Annotated in this window: 18 protein-coding genes and 1 pseudogene; 12 read left to right on the top strand and 7 right to left on the bottom strand. The window is 70.8% G+C overall.

Annotated elements, in window-relative coordinates; genetic code table 11:
- Window positions 1-32: 32 nt before the first annotated feature.
- The 3 genes from ACFWW8_RS21295 to ACFWW8_RS21285 are packed head-to-tail and all read right to left on the bottom strand — an operon-like array spanning window position 33 to window position 3,700.
- On the bottom strand, window positions 33-1,082 hold the full coding sequence (locus ACFWW8_RS21295; protein ID WP_386530503.1) for an ABC transporter ATP-binding protein: 1,050 nt from the start codon (window positions 1,080-1,082) through the stop codon (window positions 33-35).
- A complete protein-coding gene (locus ACFWW8_RS21290) occupies window positions 1,079-2,674 on the bottom strand; it encodes an ABC transporter permease (RefSeq protein WP_386530502.1) in 1,596 nt (531 codons plus the stop codon). Before ACFWW8_RS21290 ends, ACFWW8_RS21295 begins: the two co-directional genes overlap by 4 nt.
- A 6-nt stretch (window positions 2,675-2,680) precedes the next feature.
- Window positions 2,681-3,700 carry an iron ABC transporter substrate-binding protein gene (locus ACFWW8_RS21285; RefSeq protein ID WP_386530501.1) on the bottom strand — a complete coding sequence of 340 codons (1,020 nt, stop codon included), beginning with the start codon at window positions 3,698-3,700 and terminating at the stop codon, window positions 2,681-2,683.
- A gap of 214 nt (window positions 3,701-3,914) precedes the next feature.
- On the opposite strand from ACFWW8_RS21285, the gene ACFWW8_RS21280 reads away from it, so the two are divergent.
- Window positions 3,915-6,503 (top strand): AMP-binding protein, encoded by a 2,589-nt coding sequence (locus tag ACFWW8_RS21280; protein ID WP_386530500.1) that lies wholly within the window; start codon window positions 3,915-3,917, stop codon window positions 6,501-6,503.
- A 72-nt stretch (window positions 6,504-6,575) separates the two neighbouring features.
- On the opposite strand, the gene ACFWW8_RS21275 is transcribed toward ACFWW8_RS21280, so the two are convergent.
- Window positions 6,576-7,940, bottom strand: coding sequence for an NAD(P)-binding domain-containing protein (locus tag ACFWW8_RS21275; RefSeq protein ID WP_386530499.1), 1,365 nt, complete (start codon window positions 7,938-7,940; stop codon window positions 6,576-6,578).
- 113 nt (window positions 7,941-8,053) lie between these two features.
- Here ACFWW8_RS21275 and ACFWW8_RS21270 point away from each other — a divergent pair, with 113 nt between their 5' ends.
- The 6 genes from ACFWW8_RS21270 to ACFWW8_RS21245 all read left to right on the top strand — a co-directional run bounded on the left by ACFWW8_RS21270 (window position 8,054) and on the right by ACFWW8_RS21245 (window position 11,269).
- Window positions 8,054-8,416 carry an ArsR/SmtB family transcription factor gene (locus ACFWW8_RS21270; RefSeq protein WP_386530498.1) on the top strand — a complete coding sequence of 121 codons (363 nt, stop codon included), beginning with the start codon at window positions 8,054-8,056 and terminating at the stop codon, window positions 8,414-8,416.
- Window positions 8,413-8,907 (top strand): GNAT family N-acetyltransferase, encoded by a 495-nt coding sequence (locus tag ACFWW8_RS21265; RefSeq protein ID WP_386530497.1) that lies wholly within the window; start codon window positions 8,413-8,415, stop codon window positions 8,905-8,907. The genes ACFWW8_RS21270 and ACFWW8_RS21265 overlap by 4 nt, the downstream gene beginning before the upstream one ends.
- A 168-nt stretch (window positions 8,908-9,075) precedes the next feature.
- Window positions 9,076-9,210, top strand: a complete 135-nt coding sequence (locus ACFWW8_RS21260) for a hypothetical protein (RefSeq protein WP_386530496.1) — start codon at window positions 9,076-9,078, stop codon at window positions 9,208-9,210.
- A gap of 32 nt (window positions 9,211-9,242) precedes the next feature.
- Window positions 9,243-9,794: a TSUP family transporter gene (locus ACFWW8_RS21255; RefSeq protein WP_386530495.1), complete on the top strand. Its 552-nt coding sequence runs from the start codon at window positions 9,243-9,245 to the stop codon at window positions 9,792-9,794.
- A 392-nt stretch (window positions 9,795-10,186) separates the two neighbouring features.
- Window positions 10,187-10,708, top strand: coding sequence for a hypothetical protein (locus tag ACFWW8_RS21250; protein WP_386530494.1), 522 nt, complete (start codon window positions 10,187-10,189; stop codon window positions 10,706-10,708).
- A gap of 228 nt (window positions 10,709-10,936) precedes the next feature.
- Window positions 10,937-11,269, top strand: coding sequence for a hypothetical protein (locus tag ACFWW8_RS21245; RefSeq protein ID WP_386530493.1), 333 nt, complete (start codon window positions 10,937-10,939; stop codon window positions 11,267-11,269).
- Between the two features lie 229 nt (window positions 11,270-11,498).
- Here the strand turns inward: ACFWW8_RS21245 and ACFWW8_RS21240 are convergent, their stop codons facing one another.
- Genes ACFWW8_RS21240 through ACFWW8_RS21230 form a run of 3 tightly spaced genes read right to left on the bottom strand, consistent with a single transcriptional unit; the run spans window position 11,499 to window position 13,712 of the window.
- Entirely contained in the window at window positions 11,499-12,560 is a 1,062-nt protein-coding gene (locus ACFWW8_RS21240; RefSeq protein WP_386530492.1) for an ArsO family NAD(P)H-dependent flavin-containing monooxygenase, read from the bottom strand.
- Window positions 12,557-13,363 (bottom strand): aquaporin, encoded by an 807-nt coding sequence (locus ACFWW8_RS21235; protein WP_386530491.1) that lies wholly within the window; start codon window positions 13,361-13,363, stop codon window positions 12,557-12,559. The genes ACFWW8_RS21240 and ACFWW8_RS21235 overlap by 4 nt, the downstream gene beginning before the upstream one ends.
- A 34-nt stretch (window positions 13,364-13,397) precedes the next feature.
- Entirely contained in the window at window positions 13,398-13,712 is a 315-nt protein-coding gene (locus ACFWW8_RS21230) for an ArsR/SmtB family transcription factor (RefSeq protein WP_386530490.1), read from the bottom strand.
- Between the two features lie 76 nt (window positions 13,713-13,788).
- Between ACFWW8_RS21230 and ACFWW8_RS21225 the strand changes: the two genes are divergently transcribed.
- The 5 genes and pseudogenes from ACFWW8_RS21225 to ACFWW8_RS21205 all read left to right on the top strand — a co-directional run bounded on the left by ACFWW8_RS21225 (window position 13,789) and on the right by ACFWW8_RS21205 (window position 17,782).
- Window positions 13,789-14,430, top strand: coding sequence for a low molecular weight phosphatase family protein (locus ACFWW8_RS21225; RefSeq protein WP_386530489.1), 642 nt, complete (start codon window positions 13,789-13,791; stop codon window positions 14,428-14,430).
- Between the two features lie 57 nt (window positions 14,431-14,487).
- Entirely contained in the window at window positions 14,488-14,907 is a 420-nt protein-coding gene (locus ACFWW8_RS21220; protein ID WP_386530488.1) for an arsenate reductase ArsC, read from the top strand.
- A 36-nt stretch (window positions 14,908-14,943) separates the two neighbouring features.
- Window positions 14,944-15,114: pseudogene (locus tag ACFWW8_RS21215) on the top strand (thioredoxin-disulfide reductase); the annotation flags it as partial.
- 461 nt (window positions 15,115-15,575) lie between these two features.
- Window positions 15,576-17,447, top strand: coding sequence for a DNA/RNA helicase domain-containing protein (locus ACFWW8_RS21210; protein WP_386530487.1), 1,872 nt, complete (start codon window positions 15,576-15,578; stop codon window positions 17,445-17,447).
- A gap of 206 nt (window positions 17,448-17,653) precedes the next feature.
- The gene (locus ACFWW8_RS21205; protein WP_386530486.1) at window positions 17,654-17,782 is read left to right on the top strand and encodes a DUF6408 family protein; all 129 of its coding nucleotides are present in this window, start codon (window positions 17,654-17,656) and stop codon (window positions 17,780-17,782) included.
- Window positions 17,783-17,821: the final 39 nt, after the last annotated feature.

The following is a 17,821-nucleotide window of genomic DNA, read 5'->3' as shown; positions in this document are numbered from 1 at the left end:
GCCGCCCCGCGGGTCCGGTTGCGCCTCCGGCCTCACACGGCGGCGGGGTGCAGGGTCGCCTCCCCCATCACCTCGATGCCCGTGCGCTCGCCGGGGCGGGCGGCGGCCGGGCTGGGAACGCGGACGTCGATGGGCTCGCCCATGCCGTCCACGACGACGGTGACCATGGCGTCGTGGCCGTAGAAGCGCACGTCGGTCACCGTGCCGCTGGCTTCGGCCGCGCCCGGCTCGGTCAGTCGGAGCTGCTCGGGCCGGAGCAGCACCACGCCCTCGCGGAGACGGCCGGGCGGGTCCGTCAGGGGGATGCGGCCGAGCGCCGTGGCCGCCACGTCCTGGTCCGCGGTGCCGGTGACGAGTACCGCGTCACCGACGAAGGCGGCGACCCAGGGGTCGGCGGGACGGCTGTACACCGCGTGCGGCGTGTCGCACTGGGCCACGCGGCCGTCCCGGACGACGGCGACGAGGTCAGCGGTGGAAAGGGCCTCCTGCTGGTCGTGGGTGACGAGCAGGGCGGTGGCTCCGGTGGCGCGCAGGGCCGCGCGTACGTCGGCCCGCACGCCGGTGCGCAGTGCGGCGTCCAGAGCGTTGAACGGCTCGTCGAGCAGGACCAGGGCGGGTGCCGGTGCCAGCGCCCGGGCCAGGGCGATGCGCTGCTGCTGACCGCCGGACAGCTCGTGCGGCATGCGGTCGCCGTAGCCGGCCAGACCGACGAGTTCGAGCATCTCCTCCGTGCGGCGTCGGCGGGCGGCCCGGTCCAGGCCGGTCAGGCCGAAGGAGACGTTGCGGGCCACGCCGAGGTGCGGGAAGAGCGCTCCCTCCTGGGGCACGATGCCGATGCGGCGGCGTTCGGGCGGAAGGTGGACTCCAGGGCCGGACAGCGTGCGCCCGTCGAGGGTGACGGTGCCCGCGTCGGCGCGCAGGAAACCCGCGATGATGCGCAGCAGCGTGGTCTTGCCGCAGCCCGAGGGGCCGAGGACAGCGGTCAGTGCGCCGCGGGGGACGGTGAGGTCGAGGCCGTCGAGGACCGGCGCCGCAGCGGGGCCGTAGGCCTTGGCCAGTCCGGTGATCTGCAGGTCGGTCATGTGCGGTGCCTTCCGAGGAGGTAGGACGGGATGGCGGCCAGCAGGATCAGGGCGGCGGCGTACGGCGCCGCGGCGGCGAAGGATCCGGTGCCGGTTTCCGTCCACAGGCGGGTGGCCAGGGTGTCCATGCCGGTGGGGCGCAGCAGGAGGGTGGCGGGCAGTTCCTTCATGCACACGACGAAGGTGAGAGCGGCTCCGGCCGCGACCCCGGGGGCGGCCAGCGGGACGGTCACCTCGCGCAGCACGCGCAGCGGGGAGCGGCCCAGGGAGCGGGCGACGTCCTCCAGGACGGGCGGGGACTGGAGGACGGCCGCGCGGGTGCCGGCGACGGCGACGGGCAGGAAGAGGACGGCGTACGCACAGACCAGCAGCGGGAGTTCCTGGTAGACCGGTTCGGCGTAGCGGACCGCGAAGAAGACCAGGGACAGGGCCACGGTGATGCCCGGCAGGGCGTGGCCGGCGTAGGCCGACTGCTCCAGGAGCTGGGCCGTCCGGCCGCGGTACCGCGCGGCGATCACGCCGACCGGCAGGGCGAGCAGGGTGGTGAGCGCGGCTCCCGCGGCGGCGACGCCGAGGGTGGTGGCGGCGGTGTCGAGGAGCGTGGCCGGGTCCCAGGTCGCGGAGTTGCCGACGGCCAGCCAGTATCCGAGGGTCGCCAGCGGGGTGAGGACGGCGACGCCGGTGACGGCCGCGCACCAGGCCAGCGCGGGCACCCGCCAGCCGCCCAGCGCCGCGGGAACGGCGGGGCGCGCGGTGCCGCCGCCCGTTCTGGCGTGGCCGGCCCGGCCGCGGGTCCGCGCCTCGGCGGCGACCAGGGCGATCGTCAGCACCACGAGGACGATGCTGAGGGCGGCGGCGGGTGTGCGGTCGAAGCTGGCCCGGTAGGAGGTGTAGATGCCGCGGGTGAAGGTGTCGTACCGCATCAGCGATACGGCACCGAAGTCCGAGAAGACGTACAGCGCGACGAGTACCGCCCCACCGGCGGCCGCGGGCCGCAGCTGCGGCAGCGTCACCCGCAGGAAGGTCTTCAGCGGCCCGTGGCCCAGCGAGCGGGCGACCTCCTCCTGCGCCGGGTCGGTGCCGCGCAGTGCGGCGGTGACGGGCAGGTAGACGTACGGGAAGCTCACCAGCGTCAGCGCGAGGGCCGACCCGGTGAAGCCGGCCAGCTCCGGGAAGGCGGACAGCCAGGCGAAGGCGGCGACGTAGCTGGGCACGGCCAGCGGCAGGGTCACCAGCACCGACCAGGCCCGGGCGCCGGGCAGGTCGGTCCGTACGGTCAGCCAGGCCAGCGAGACGCCCAGGACCAGGCAGGCCGAGACGACCACGGCGGCCAGTCCGAGGCTGCGGCCGAGCAGTTGGGCGGTGCGCTCGTCGGCGATGACGTCCCAGGCGAAGGCCGGGCCGCGCTCCAGGGAGCGGACGGCGAGGTAGCCCAGGGGCAGCAGGGCGAACACCGCGGCGACGGCCGCGGGGACGAGCAGGATGGCGGGTGGACGGCGTCCGGCACGCCACCGCCCGGTCGGCGTGGTGGCGCCGTCCGGGCGGTGGGCAGTGGCGGGATCCGTCGGCGTCACGGGATCCGTGGAGGGCATGAGGGGTCAGACCATCCCGGCTTCCTGGAGCATCTTCAGGGTCTCCTGAAGGGATTCCAGCTTCCCGAGATCGATCTTCGGGGCGTCCAGGGAGGCGAGCGACGGAAGGCCCTTGACCGTGCTGGTCACGCCCGAGGCGAGCGGGTACTCCTTGGTGTCCTCGGCGAAGTACTTCTGCGCCTTTTCCGAAAGCAGGAAGTCGACGGCCTTCTGGGCGGCGGGGGCCTGGTCGCTTCCCTTCACGATGGCGACGCCGGCGGTGTTCACGAGACCGCCCGGGTCACCGCCGGGGAGGAAGTGGATCTTCGCCTTGACCTTGGCCTCGCCCTTCTCGGCGACCTGCTCGTACCAGTAGTAGTGGTTGACCAGCCCGAGCGAGACCTCGCCCTTGCCGACCGCCTCCAGCACCTTCAGGTTGTTGTCGTACACCTTCGGCTCGTTGGCCTTCAGGCCCTTCAGCCAGGTGCGGGTGGCGTCGTCGCCCTCCAGGACGCGCATGCCGGTGACGAAGGCCTGGAAGGAGGCGTTCGTCGGGACGTAGCCGACCTTCCCCTTCCACTCCGGCTTGACCAGATCGTGGACGGTGTCCGGCACCTTGGACACCTGTCCGGGGTGGTAGGCGAGGACGCGGACCCGCCCGGAGGTGCCCACCCAGTCACCCGCGGCACCGCGGAAACCGGGGTCCACCTTGCCGAGGGACGCCTCCGGAAGCTTCTCCAGCAGGCCCTTGGTCGACAGGGCCCCGAGAGCGCCGGCGTCCTGGGAGAAGAACAGCCCGGCCTTGGTCTTGCCGCCCTCCTCCTGGATCTGGGCGGCGAGTTCGGCGCTCTCGCCGTAGCGGACGGCGACCGTGGTGCCGACGGCCTTCTCCAGCTCGTCGAGGAGCGGCTTGACCAGCTTCTCGTTGCGGCCCGAGTAGATCACGAGCCCCGCGTCGTCCTCGTCGACGCCGCAGCCTGCGACCGCGGGGAGGAGAAGTGCCGCCGCGAAGAGCGCGGTCAAGCGTCGGACCAAGGGGCGTCGCATGGAAAGCCTTCCTACAGGGGCAGGGGAGAACCGGTAACGCCCATAAGTAAGGTAAAGCTAACCTAAAGGTCAAGAGTGACGCACACAACAATTCGCCCGCACCCACGCATCGGCGGAGCCGAGCCTACCGTTTAATTTTCTGTGGATCTTCCGTGAGTCATCTGTGACTTTCCTGTGACTATCGGGCGAGGTAAGGCTTTCCTAAAATGCGCCCGTGACAGTCCTTCCCGACCAACTCCCCGGCATCACGTCGGTCCCGTTCGCCCTCGGCCTCGCCGCCCACGGCGAGCGGACCGCCGTCATCACCGCCGACGGTCCGGTCAGCTATGCCGAGTTGGCCGTGCGCGTGGACAAGGCGGCCCGCCGCCTCGGCGGGGAACGCCGTCTGGTCCTGCTGGTCGGTTCCAACACCGTCGACGCCCTCGTCGTCCACCTCGCCGCCCTCGCTGCCGGGCACCCCGTCCTCCTGGTGCCGGGCGACCACCCCGAAGCCGTCCAGTCCCTGATCGACGCCTACGACCCCGACATCGTGGCCCGTCCCGAGGGCGGGGAGATGCTGCTCGACGAGCGCCGCGAAGTCTCGGCGCACGAGCTGCACCCGGACCTCGCCCTGCTGCTGAGCACCTCGGGCTCGACCGGTTCGCCGAAGCTCGTCCGGCTGTCGCACGAGAACCTCCAGACCAACGCCGAGTCCATCGCGCAGTACCTGGACATCCGGGACACCGACCGCGCCGCGACCACCCTGCCCCTGCACTACTGCTACGGCCTGTCCGTCGTGCACAGCCACCTCCTGCGCGGCGCCGGACTGATCCTGACCGACCTGTCGGTCGCCGACACCTGTTTCTGGAAGCTCTTCGAAGCCGGCCGGGGGACGGCCCTCGCCGGGGTTCCGTACACCTTCGACTTGCTCGACCGGGTCGGTTTCGCCGCCATGGAGCTGCCCCACCTGCGCTACGTCACCCAGGCGGGCGGCCGCCTGGCGCCCGACCGGGTCCGGCGGTACGCCGCACTCGGCCGCGCCGCCGGCTGGAAGCTCTTCGTGATGTACGGCCAGACCGAGGCGACGGCCCGCATGGCCTACCTGCCGCCGCACCTCGCCGAAACCCACCCCGAGGCGGCGGGAATCGCGATCCCCGGCGGCTCCTTCCGCCTTGAGCCGCTACCCGACAGCCCCGACGAGAACACCGGCGAACTGGTCTACTCCGGCCCCAACGTCATGCTCGGCTACGCCCGCACCCCCGACGACCTCGCGCTGGGCCGGACCGTCCACGAACTCCACACCGGCGACATCGCCCGCGGCACCCCCGACGGGCTGTACGAGATCGTCGGACGGCGCACCCGTTTCGCAAAGATCCTCGGCCTGCGCATCGACCCCGGACAGGTCGAAACCACGCTGGCCCGTCACGGCGTCACCGCCCTGTGTACCGGCGACGACGAGACCCTCGGTGTCGTGGCCGTCGGCGGCCACGACTCCGATGCCCGCCGGATAGCCGGGCTCGTGGCCCACGACTGCGGTCTGCCGGCCCGCGCGGTCCGCGTCCGTATCCTCGCCGACCTCCCGCGCCTGCCCACGGGCAAGCCCGACTATCGAGCGGTGCGCGAACTGACCCGTCGGGCGCCTGACACCGCCACCGGCCCCGCGGCCACGCCGGACGGCGCCCCCGAAAGCCTGCGCATGCTCTACGCGCGGCTCCTCGACCGCTCGGACGTGACGGACGACAGCTCCTTCGTCAGCCTGGGCGGTGATTCGCTCTCCTACGTCGAGATGTCGATCCAGCTCGAAGAGCGCCTCGGTCACCTGCCGCCCGGCTGGCACACGACGCCGATCCGGGATCTCACGGAGCCCGAGCGGCCGGACGCCTCCCGCAGGCGGACCCTGGAGACGAGCGTCGCGCTCCGCGCCCTGGCGATCTTCTGCATTGTCGGCTCGCACATCCAGGTGTTCGGCATCAAGGGCGGGGCGCACATCCTGCTCGCGGTCGCCGGATACAACTTCGCCCGCTTCCACCTCACCCCTGTCGAACGGCGCGTACGCGTACGCCGGGGCTGGACCAGCATCGCCCGCGTGGCGCTGCCGAGCATGGCCTGGATCGGCCTGATCCTGCTCCTGGGCGACGACTACACGTTCGCCAATCTGTTCCTGCTCGACAGCGTCATCGGCCCCGACGACCTCAAGACCGGTATGCACTTCTGGTTCATCGAGGCTCTCGTCTACATCCTGATCGCCGCCGTCGGCCTCCTGGGCCTGCCCGCGGTGGACCGGTGGGAACGCCGCTTCCCGTACGCCCTGCCCCTCACACTCGCCGGCCTCGGACTCCTCACCCGCTACGAACTCGTCGGCCTGCCGCACCGCGAGCACATCCCCGACGCCATCACCGTCTTCTGGCTGTTCGCGCTCGGCTGGGCGGCGGCGAAGGCCGCCACCGTGCGACAGCGCCTCCTGGTCACCGCCGCGGCCCTGGCCACCGTGCCGGGCTTCTTCCCCGGCGACCCCGGACGCGAGGCGATCATCGTCGCCGGATTCGCGCTGCTGGTCTGGGTACCCCGCCTCCCCAGCCGCGAGCGCCTCAACCACCTGGCCGGCCTCCTCGCGACCAGCTCTCTGTACATCTACCTGACCCACTGGCAGATCTTTCCGCTCATCGACGGATTCTCCCGCCACCTGGCGTTCCTCGCCTCACTCCTCTTCGGCATCGCCTACGCGGCCGGCGCCGCCCGTCTGATGAAAGCCCTGTCCGCACGGAGAAAGGCCCGCGGCGTCCTGACAGGGCGCGGATGCGGTCGGGGTCCCGCCGGCGGGTGAGGCCGGCGCGCGGCCGCGACCGGACCCCCGTCCCGGTCGCGGCCGCGTCGGCCCGGAGGTGTTGTACGGAGGTCAGCAGCCGCCGGAAGAGGCCGGAGCGCCGATCGTGAGGGTGGCCGGAGCCGCGCAGCAGCCTCCGCCGCTGGTTTCCTCGTCCGCCTGGGGCTGGTCGAAGAGGCCGGCGCCGCCGCAGACTCCGGTCTCCGGGAGGGTGAGCTCGACGCGCTCGGCGGCTTCCCGGTCGCCGGCGAGGGCGGCTGCGATGGAGCGGACCTGCTCGTAGCCGGTCATGGCCAGGAAGGTCGGGGCGCGGCCGTAGGACTTCACGCCGGCGAGGTAGACGTCCTTCTCCGGGTGCGAGAGCTCCGCTGCGCCGTGCGGGTAGACGGTGCCGCAGGAGTGCTGGTTCGGGTCGATCAGCGGGGCCAGCTCGGCCGGGGCCTGGAGGCGCTCGTCAAGGCCGAGGCGGAGCTCGTCGAGGAAGCTGAGGTCGGGGCGGAAGCCGGTGAGGACGATGACCTCGTCGACCGGGTCCAGGCGGCGGCCGTCCTCTGCGACGAGGACCGGGCGGCCGTCTGCGTCGCGCTCGACGGTGTCGGTGCGGAAGCCGGTGACCGCGTCGGCGTAGCCGCCGTCGACGGCGGCCTTCGCGGCGAGGCCGAGGGCGCCGCGGGCGGGCAGCTGGTCGGCGGTGCCGCCGCCGAAGGTGGAGCCGCTGATGCCGCGCCGCAGGATCCAGGTCGCATGGGTGCCGGCACCGTCCTCCGCCTCGGCGAGGTCGGCGAGGTAGGCCAGGGCGGTGAACGCGGAGGCGCCGGAGCCGATGACAGCGGTGCGCTTGCCCGCGTACCGGGTCCGGACGGCGGGGTCCTTCAGGTCGGGGACGCGGTAGGAGATCCGGTCGGAGGCGGCGCGCTCGCCGAGGGCGTGCAGGCCGCTGGCGCCGGCCGGGCTGGGGGTGGACCAGGTGCCGGAGGCGTCGATGACGGCGCGGGCGAAGATCCGCTCCTCGTGGCCCATGGGGTTGGTGAGGTGGATGACGAAGGGCTGGGTCTCCCGGTCGGCGTCGACGATGCGGTCGCGGCCGGTGCGGGAGACGCCGGTGACGGTGGCGTCGTAGCGGACGCGGTCACCGAGGATGTCGGCCAGGGGCTGGAGGTAGAGCTCGGCCCAGTCGCCACCGGAGGGGTAGGTGGCGCCGTCGGGCTTGACCCAGCCGGTGGGGGCGAGGAGTTTCTCGGCGGCGGGGTCGACGACCTCGGACCAGGTGGAGAAGAGCCGGACGTGGGACCACTCGCGCACGGCGGTCGCGGCGGCCGGGCCGGCCTCCAGGACCAGGGGCTCGATGTCCCGCTCGATGAGGCGGGCGGCCGCAGCGAGTCCGATCGGGCCGGCGCCGATCACGACGACGGGCAGGGTCTCGGTGGATGTGGTCACGGCAGGCTCCCCATTGATTTGATGCTTGTCGATGTCCTGACGCCTCTAGGGTGACTCCCGGATCGACTTTCGTCAACATAGACATCTGTCGAATTTCCACGGATGATGGGGGCATGACCACGAAGGTGTTGCCGCTGCTGGAGCCGGAGGCCGTGGCGGCGTGCTGCCCGCCTCTGACGGAGCGCCCGCTGACCGCCGAAGAGGCGGAGCGGACCGCAGTCATGTTCAAGGCCCTGGGTGACCCGGTGCGCCTGCGGTTGTTCTCCGCCGTCGCCTCCCACGAGGCCGGGGAGGCGTGCGTCTGCGACATCTCTGACGTCGGTGTCTCGCAGCCGACGGTCTCCCATCACCTGAAGAAGCTCAAGGAGGCGGGCCTGCTCTCCTCCGAGCGGCGCGGCACCTGGGTGTACTACCGGGTCGAGCCCGCCGTCCTCAGCGCCATGGGCGCCCTCCTCACGCGGGCGGGCGGGGCGTGAACTTCCGCATCGAGCCCCTGACGTGGGCGCACGCGGACCAGGTCCTGGCGATCTACCAAGCCGGGGTCGACGAGGGCAACGCCACCTTCGAGACCACCGCACCCGGCTGGGCCGCGTTCGACGCTGCCAGGCTCGCCGAGCACCGCTTCGCCGCGATCGGCCCCGACGGACAGGTCCTCGGCTGGGTGGCCGCGTCGAAGGTCTCCGACCGCTGCGCCTACGCGGGCGTGGTCGAGCACTCCGTGTACGTCCACCCCGGCGCCCGAGGCCGAGGCGTGGCCCGAGCCCTGCTGGACGCACTGATCACCTCGACCGAGGCGGCGGGCATCTGGACGATCCAGTCCGGGATCTTCCCCGAGAACGCCGCGAGCCTGGCCCTGCACCAGCGCGCCGGCTTCCGAGTCATCGGCACCCGCGAGCGCATCGGCCTCCACCGCGGCGTGTGGCGCGACGTCGCCCTGCTGGAACGACGTAGCCCGAAGATCGACTGACGGCAGGAGGCCTGGCGCTCCGCGCACGGTGAGCGCGCGGGACGGTATCGAGCGTGCGGGACGGTATTCAGAGGTCCGGACGAATCCGGGAGGAGAGCCCGGTCCGTTTCCCCGAAGGTGAGGCAGGTCCGTGGCGGGCAGGGCCCGCCACCGGGCAGGATGCCCACGATGAGCACCGACCCTCACCCCTCCCCGCTCCACTCGACGCTCTCGACGCCCCTGGTGTTCGGTGCCGGAGCGGCGATCGGCGTCCTCGGCGGGATGATCGGTCTGGGAGAGTCGAGTTCCGCCTGCCGCTCCTGATCGGTCTGTTCGGATTCGCGGCTCTCTCCGCGGTGATCCTGAACAAGGCGATGAGCCTGGTCGTGGTCCTGGTCGCACTTCCCGCCCGCATGGCGGCTGTCCCTGCCTCCGAGGTGGCCGCACACTGGCCCGTCGCGGCCAATCTCCTCATGGCCGCAGCCCTGGTGGTCACGCACACCACCCCCCTGGGGTCACTCGCGCTTCCCCCGGCGGCGCAGGTACCCCTCGGGGTGGTGGCCGGCTTCGGTATCGGGGTGGTCGCGGCGATCATGGGTGTGGCCGGCGGTGAGCTGCTGATCCCGACGATCGTCCTGCTGTTCGGGCTGGACATCAAGACAGCGGGAAGCATGTCCCTGCTGGTATCGCTGCCGACCATGCTGGTGGCCTTCGCCCGCTACAGCCGCGACGGCGGCTTCGCCGTGCTGGGCACCAACCGGCGATTCGCCGTGGTCATGGCCGCCGGCTCGATCGCCGGGGCAGTGCTGGGCGGGCTGCTGCTCGGCGTGTTCTCCGACCTGGTACTCATCCCCGCGCTCGCCGCCATCCTGCTCCTCTCCGCGGTCAAGCTCGCGCGTCACCCTTGAGCACCCGGAGGGTCACGCCCTCGACTCCACAGCCCCGATGCCGTACCGCCCCGGCGCCGGCGTATCGGTCGGCGCACTGAGGGGTGTGCATCGTGAAGTTGCAGGTCATGGACCTGGTGTGCGGGCATCTTTCCGTGCTCCCGCTGGTCGGCGGCCGGTGTCCACGGTGAAGATCGTCTGACTGGGTGGCCGGGGCGGTTTCTGGGTTCTGCTGCGTCTGGCGCGAGGGTCCGCCTACGATCCGTCGCCGTGCCTGTAGGCCACCGGATCGCGGGGAGGGAACAGGGATGTCCGAGCTGGATCGGATCACGGCTCGTCGGAGCGAGCTGGACACGCTTGCCGAGGAGTTGGGCAAGCGGCTTCGAGCGGTCTAGGCGGAGCGGGAGGAGCTGGTGATTGCCGAGCGGGTGCTGCACCGGCTGGCCGAACAGGACCGGGTCCAGGCGGAGGCCGTCGCGGTGGCTCCGGTGAAAGTGCAGGTGGCGGGCCGTGCGGTGCTGCTGATCCCGCACCGCGGCGATGACCCGTACGAGACGCAGCTGTGGGCGCTGGGCTGTACTGTGCGGCAGGGCCGGCCGGTCTTGGTTGGGCCACGGCCGGCCCTGCCGCTGTCGGCCAGAGCGTCCGCGAGCTCATCGACCAGATCCTCCGGGCCGTATGCCTCGGCGACGATCCGCGGATCGGGGACCTGCTCGTCGAACTGGCGGCGGTGGCCAACACCCATGCTCTCCTGCACCTTCGTCAGCAGCTGTACCAGGCGTATCTGTGTGCTGCTCACGCCGGACGTGATTCTGTCGCCCCCTGCGTCAGCACTCGGTTACCTGCGGGGCCGTTCGGACCAGCCGCCCTGGCACGGCAAGTCTCTCCGGGTGACGGTGACGGGAATGTCGGCGAACCGGAGGTCGGCCGGATGATTGATCCAGGGCGCTCTGCTCGTGCTGCACGCCGGGAACGCCCTCTCGGAAAATTGGGTCCGGGTCGGGCGTGACCGGCGGTGACTACGGCCCGATCGGCTGCGACCGACCAGGCGTTGGAGTGATTCTTGCCAGGCTGCCGCAAGAATACCGCTCCACCGGGGATGGTCACGGAGAAAGACGCAGGTCGGAAGCACCCGAATCCCAAGTGTGAAGGATGTGTACTCGGTGACGAATTACAAGTGGGTCGCGGAAGATGATCATTTGGTCTGCTTCGAGTCTACGAGCGGCAGTCAGCACGACACTCCCCTCCAGACCGCCGACAAGATGACGCGTCATCACGACGCGTCCCTCGCCCAGGCGACCTCAGAGATCAACGAGATTCTGGACAGGGTGCGTCGGGACAACAGCAACGAGGACGTGGAGCCCTGCCTCATTACCCTCCCTGAGGGCAAGATGATGCTCGTCTGGGCCAAGGTCAAGAAATCGGTGAGTCTGAGCAGCAGCCCGGAGGACATCGCCCGAATTCTGGGCGTGAAGGCGGAATCCATCTCCCGCTAGGGTCCGACAGTGCAGTGATCGGATTGTGGATCACGACATGGTGATACATCACCACGGATACTCCGATGACCGGTCGCGATTCGTGCGGCCGCTGCGGCCCCGGCCTGTAACTGATCTACGGGGCCGTGCCCACCGGCCTCACGGCCGCCGTCGCCGGTGACGGCACGTGGTACGCGATCCCGCTCGCCGCGCTGATCGCCATCCCTCTCCTGCCCTCTGCCGTGTGCGTTCAGGAGCCCAGCAGGCCGGCGATCTCGCGGGCGGCGTCACGGGCGGGGCGCCCGACGCCGATGAGGGTGGCGGACGCCGGGCCGGTCCAGTCGCCGTAGCCGAGCAGGTGCAGCCGCGGCTCGTCGACGGCCCGCGTGCCGACGGTCGCGATGTGTCCGCGGGCGCCGCGCAGGCGCAGGGCGGCGAGGTGGGCGAGGGCGGGTCGGAAACCGGTGCACCACATGACCGCGTCGACCTCGACGGTGGTTCCGTCGGCCCACTCGGCGCCGGTGGGGGTGAGCCGGGTGAACATCGGCTTCGCGTGGAGGAGTCCGGCGTCGCGGGCGGCGCGTACGGGCGGCACGGCGACGATGTCGCCGAGGTGGGCGACCCCACCGGTGTCGGTGCTGCCCGCGTCCAGCGCCTTGCGGCGGGCGGTGGCGGCGTCGAAGAGGGCCCGGCCGTCGATGTCGTCGGGCAGGTAGCGGGGCGGGCGCTGGGTGACCCAGGTCAGGTCGGTGCCGGCGTGGGCGAGGTCGGCGGCGATCTGGGCTCCGGAGTTGCCGCCGCCCACCACGATCACCCTCCGCCCGACGAACTCGGCCGGACTCACGTACTGCACGGTGTGAAGCTGACGGCCCCGGAAGTCGCGGCGGCCCGGAACAGCGGGCAGGAAGGGGCGGGTCCAGGTCCCGGTCGCGCTGATGACCGCACGGGCCCGCCAGTCGCCGGAGTCGGTCTCCACGCGCAGGTGCCCGCCGTCGCGGCGGACGGCCGAGACCCGCACGCCACGCTGGACGGGAAGCTCGTACCGCTTCTCGTAGTCGGCGAGGTACGAGACCGCGTGCGCCGCGTCCGGATACACCTGGCCGTCCTGGGCGGGCATGAAGCGGCCCGGCAGCGAGGAGTAGGCGGCCGGCGAGAACAGCCGCAGCGACTCCCAGGTGTGCTGCCAGGCTCCACCGGGTGCCGTCTGGGCGTCGAGGATGACGTGCTCGATGCCCGAGCGGCGCAGGTGGTAGCCGGCGGCGAGCCCGGACTGGCCGCCGCCGATCACCACCACGCCAGTGGAACGTGTCATGCCGCGGGCGCTCCGGTGTCGGTCTTGCCGCGCATGAAGATGACCGCGACCAGGGCCAAGCCCACCACGGCGCCCACGAGCTGCACACCGACGAACGCCGGGACCGACGCCGGGGCGATGCCCGCGAAGGTGTCCGTGAAGGCGCGGCCGACGGTGACGGCCGGGTTGGCGAAGGAGGTGGAGGAGGTGAACCAGTACGCGGCGCCGATGTACGAGGCCACGGCGACGGGCGCGAAGCGCAGGCGGTCCGTGCGGGCCAGACCGAAGATCAGCAGGATCAGTCCGGCGGTGGCCACGACCTCGCCGAGGAGGAGGTTGCCGGCGGAGCGGTCGTGGGTGGACCACTTCACCAGGGGCTCGCCGAACATCGCGTCGGCCAGGATCGCACCGGCGATGGCGCCGACGATCTGGGCGGGCACGTACACGGCCAGCTCGCGGGCGGTGACTCCGCCGCCGGTGCGGCGGGTGGCCCACCACTCGGCGAGGCTGACGACCGGGTTGAAGTGGGCGCCGGAGACCGGGCCGAGGAGGGCGATGAGAACACCGAGTCCGAAGACGGTTGCGGTGGAGTTGGCGAGCAGCTGCAGCGCGACGTCCTGGGTGAGCTTCGTCGCCTGGATGCCGGACCCGACGACGACCGCGACGAGTGCGGCCGTTCCGACGAGTTCGGCGGCGGCGCGGGCCACCAGCGGACTGGCGTGCGGACTGGTGGGCGGGCTCGCGCCGGGTGCGGGCTGGGGCGCGTCGGCGGGTATCGCGGTGACCGCTGCGGGTGCGGCGGCGACGGGCTCGGTGACGGACAACGGTTCTCCTCGGGCAGGTGAGGGGCGAAGCGGACTATGGGCAGGAGCGCTTGGTGTTCGCTTCGGACGTGGCACGCGCGGCCTGTGCGAGCCCGGCGAACTGACCGGCGATGGCCTCGATGACTTCCGGGCGGAGCCTGTAGTAGATGAAGCGGCCGCACGGTTCGGTCTCCACGACCCCGGCCTCTCTGAGCACCTTGAGGTGGTTGGAGAGGTTGGTCTGCTTGGCACCGGTCTCTTCCACGAGGTGCGTGGTGCACAGCGTCTCGCGGGAGAGCAGGGTCACGATCTGAAGCCTGAGGGGGTCTGCCAGGACTCGGATCAGTTCAGTGTCGACTGACGTCATCATGTGCTGATATTCTCACATCAGTTGGGGCTGACACCAGCCCGGCCTGACCCTATTGGCTCCTTTGAACGGGATCGCCATGTCCACCCCCTTCTCCTCGCCCCTCCTGCCGGACGCACGCCTGGCCGCGGGGGCCGCCCGTCTCGCCACCCGGTACGCCGGCCGTTCCGCGCCGGAAACCGTGCTGGGCCTGCTCGCAGACTCCTGTGGACACCTCGCCGAGCACGCCCGGGTCCGTACGCACCCGGTCGTGCTCGCGGAACGGCTGACCGCCGAGCGCCCGGACGCCCTCGCCCACACCCAGGGGCCGACGAGCGGCCGGACGAGGGTCCTGTCCGTGTGCAGCCACAACGCCGGCCGCTCCCAGACGGCCGCCGCCCTCCCCACCCACCGGGCGGGCGAACACGTCACCGTCTCCCCAGCGGGCACCCACCCCGCCGACGAGGTCGAGCCGCACATCGCCCAGGCCCTCACCGAGGCGGGCGCCGACCTCTCGGACGCCTCTCCCAAGCCGCTGACCGAAGACATCGTCGAGGCCGCCGACATCGTGATCACGACGGGCTTCGGCGACGCCCGCCCCGTCGTGCCCGACCGCCCCCACCTCGGCCGGCCCGTCGCCGACCCCGACGGTGCACCGATCGCCGTCGCCCGCGACATCCGCGACATTCGCGACGCCATCGACGCCCGCATCACCGAGCCCCTCACCCGGCTAACCCCCTGAACGTCCCCGGCCCACGCCCTTCTCCCCCGCAGCAGATCTCACCCCAAGGAAGAACAGATGTCCTCCGCTCCCGCCGCCTCCGTCCTGTTCGTCTGCATCCACAACGCGGGCCGCTCCCAGATGGCGGCCGGGTTCCTGCGCCACCTCGCAGGCGACCGCGTCGAGGTCCGCTCCGCCGGCTCCGTCCCCGGAGACCGGATCAACCCCTCCGCCGTCGCCGCCATGGCCGAGCTGGGCATCGACATCTCCGATCAGAAGCCGAAGGTCCTCACCCCCGAGGCCGCCCAGGCGTCCGACTACATCATCACCATGGGCTGCGGCGACGCCTGCCCCTACTTCCCCGGCAAGACCTACCTCGACTGGCAGCTGGAAGACCCGGCGGGGCAGGGCGTCGAGGCCGTCCGCCCCATCCGCGACGAGATCAGGGGCCTCATCGAGGGCCTGATCGCCGAAATCGACGCCAAGAAGCAGGCCTGACCCGTACCGACACGACCACCACCCGCCGGTGACGGCATACACAACGTCATCATCATCGGCTCCGGACCCGCCGGATACACCGCCGCCCTCTACACCGCCTGCGCGAACCTCGCGCCGCTCGTCTTCGGCGGAGCGGTCTTCGCGGGCGGTTCGCTGACGACCACCACAGCGATCGAGAACTTCCCCGGCTTCCGCGGACTGGTCGGAGTCTCCAAGCGGCAAGGGAAGTGGTCCGTCGCGCCCATCAAGGCCGGCAACGAGTACCTGGAGCACGGATCCCGACTCGGTCGCCCAGTGCCAGAAAGGGCGCCTCCCGCAGCAAGATCACAATCTGCTCCGGGACGCGCCTATCACGCACACTGGCCTAACCGCCAGGTCAGAGGCCCCTTCCAATGGGATCAAGGATCGCGACACACTCGACGTGGTGCGGGCAAAGCCACACATCAGAGCCCCCGTTTCGTCGATGCAAGGGAACTGCGTGCGTCAGAGGAGCGTCGCCGTCTCCCCGCATACGAGGCTACTGACCAGCTCAGGCGCATGATCCACTTCCTGTTCTAGGATGGCGAAGACCATCTCAGCGGCCCGACGGGCTTCCGCTCCACTTCCGTGGAACCGAAGGACATGCCCCCACCCGCACGAGTTACTTCGTGCTGCCTGGGGGCACTTCCTTGCTGTTCCGTGAGTCCGCGGCGTCGTTGGCCACCCGCACCCACCTTGAAGGACGCCTGGCCGAGCTCCTGAGCGAGAACTTCCTGCACAAGCACCGCCACCGGCCCCACCCTTCGGAGGTGCGCTCCTGGGAGCGGAGCATCCCGGCGCTCACCAACTCGCTCGTCGAAGCGGGGCTCGGGGAAGTCGAGGTGATGCTGGAGTACGCACTGCCCCTGACCAGCAAGCGCGCGGACGTGGTACTGGCCGGTGTTCATCCGGGCACCGGAGAGCCCTCGTACGTGGTGGTCGAGCTGAAGCAGTGGAGCGAGGCCCACCCGGAGGAGGACGATCCGCTGCTGTGCCGCATCGACGCCTACCCGGATCCGGTCCTCAACCCGATCGAGCAGGTGCGCGGCTACTGCGACTATCTGGTCTCGTTCAACGGAGCGCTTGAGCAGATCCCGGAGTCGGTCGCGGGAGTCGCCTACCTGCATAACGCGACAGACTTCGGGGTGGCCGGGCTCCGCGCCGTCACGGAGGATGATCGCGGCCGGATGTTCACCGGCGACCAGCGTGGTGCCTTCCTCGGCTACCTCCGTTCGAGGCTGGCGGCGAAGCCGGGTGCCGAGGCGGCCGACGCCCTCCTGCAGGGCAAGGTCCGGCCGTCACGGCAGCTCATGGCCGTGGCCGCCGAAGAAGTACGCGATCGAGAGCAGTTCGTGCTGCTGGACGAACAGCGGCTCGCCTACGAAACGGTCATGTCGGCAGTGCGCCAGGCTCGTCGGTCCAACAGCAAACAGGTCGTCGTCGTGGCCGGCGGGCCGGGTTCCGGCAAGAGCGTGATCGCCCTCTCCCTGCTTGGCGACCTCTACCGGCGCGGCGTGCCGGCCCTGCACGCCACCGGCTCGCAGTCCTTCACCAAGACGATGCGCAAGGTCGCCGGTGCCCGTAAGCCCGAGGTCCAACGGCTCTTCCGCTACTTCAACAGCTTCATGGAGGCTGAGCCGAACGATCTCGACGTGTTGGTGTGCGACGAGGCGCACCGGCTCCGCAAGACCTCCGCCAACCGCTACACCAAGGCGACGCTGCGGACCGGCCGACCGCAGGTCGCAGAGCTGATGGACGCCGCTCGGGTTCCGGTGTTCCTGCTGGACCAGCACCAGGTGGTGCGTCCGGGCGAGATGGGAACCGTGGAACAGATCCAGGAGGCCGCGGCCGAACTGGGTCTGGACTGCACGGTGGTGGAGCTCGACAGCCAGTTCCGGTGCGGTGGCAGTGATGCCTACCTGCAGTGGGTGGTGGATCTGCTGGGGCTCGAAGGAAACACGCCCACCGCGTGGGAGCCGGACGGCAAGGTACGGCTCCTGACTGCCGACGGCCCGCAGGAGCTGGAGGACTTCCTGACCGCCCGGAAGACCCAGGGCTACGGCGCTCGCATGTCCGCGGGCTACTGCTGGAAGTGGACGACGAAGATCAACTCCAGCATGCACGCCCTGCCCCCCGACGTGGTCATCGGCGACTGGGCCCGTCCGTGGAACCTCTTCGGCGACCGCGCCCTGCTCGGCGCTCCGCCTGCGCCTCTCTGGGCCACCGATCCGGCCGGGTTCGGACAGATCGGGTGCGTCTACACCGCGCAGGGCTTCGAGTACGACTGGTCAGGCGTGATCATGGGTCCGGATCTGGTCTGGCGTACCGATCGGTGGATGACGGACCGAAGCGCCTCCAAGGATCCATCCTTCACCAAGGACACTCCGGGCGACGACGTGGACCGCTTGATCCGCAACACCTACAAGGTGCTTCTGACCCGCGGCATGATTGGCACGATCGTTTACTCGACAGACCCGGAGACCCGCGAGAAGCTCCGCTCACTGATCCCTCCGGCGCTCTGACAAATCCACACCCCCGAGGCCGGTTCACCCGATAGCATGATCACGCTGCGCACCTTCCCGGAGGGTACGAGGCTGCGGTTTCTTGGTTCGCCCAATGAGCAGCGGGTGACGAATGGTTGTGCCCGTCGTGTGGTGACACACGACGCGAGCGTGGATGCCCGGTAGGGCGTCCCCCTGCCATTCCATCTCACTGCTTTGGAGTGGCCATGACCTCGGTCGAGTGCAAGTATGCGCGTCGTGAACGGATCCGCGAGATCCTGATCGAGATCGCCGCCGCAGTCGTTTCCAATCTCTTGGTGACGGCGATGGTGGCGATCGCGGGTCTGCTCTTCTAGCGCAGACCGGTGGCGGGCCCGGCGAGCCCGCCGCCTCAC

It is taken from the genome of Streptomyces sp. NPDC058701, from assembly GCF_042715295.1.
Lineage (GTDB): Bacteria > Actinomycetota > Actinomycetes > Streptomycetales > Streptomycetaceae > Streptomyces.
Note: the sequence above shows the minus strand (reverse complement) of the source record. Positions and strands in the feature narration are given on the sequence as shown.

Excerpts from the sequence above, each read along its gene's own strand:
- ACFWW8_RS21285 (WP_386530501.1), bottom strand. The coding sequence starts at position 3,700 with ATGCGACGCCCCTTGGTCCGACGCTTGACCGCGCTCTTCGCGGCGGCA.
- ACFWW8_RS21295 (WP_386530503.1), bottom strand. The coding sequence starts at position 1,082 with ATGACCGACCTGCAGATCACCGGACTGGCCAAGGCCTACGGCCCCGCT.
- ACFWW8_RS21220 (WP_386530488.1), top strand. The coding sequence starts at position 14,488 with ATGTCCTCCGCTCCCGCCGCCTCCGTCCTGTTCGTCTGCATCCACAAC.
- ACFWW8_RS21260 (WP_386530496.1), top strand. The coding sequence starts at position 9,076 with ATGAGCACCGACCCTCACCCCTCCCCGCTCCACTCGACGCTCTCGACG.
- ACFWW8_RS21270 (WP_386530498.1), top strand. The coding sequence starts at position 8,054 with ATGACCACGAAGGTGTTGCCGCTGCTGGAGCCGGAGGCCGTGGCGGCG.
- ACFWW8_RS21230 (WP_386530490.1), bottom strand. The coding sequence starts at position 13,712 with ATGATGACGTCAGTCGACACTGAACTGATCCGAGTCCTGGCAGACCCC.
- ACFWW8_RS21290 (WP_386530502.1), bottom strand. The coding sequence starts at position 2,674 with ATGCCCTCCACGGATCCCGTGACGCCGACGGATCCCGCCACTGCCCAC.
- ACFWW8_RS21240 (WP_386530492.1), bottom strand. The coding sequence starts at position 12,560 with ATGACACGTTCCACTGGCGTGGTGGTGATCGGCGGCGGCCAGTCCGGG.
- ACFWW8_RS21225 (WP_386530489.1), top strand. The coding sequence starts at position 13,789 with ATGTCCACCCCCTTCTCCTCGCCCCTCCTGCCGGACGCACGCCTGGCC.
- ACFWW8_RS21205 (WP_386530486.1), top strand. The coding sequence starts at position 17,654 with ATGACCTCGGTCGAGTGCAAGTATGCGCGTCGTGAACGGATCCGCGAG.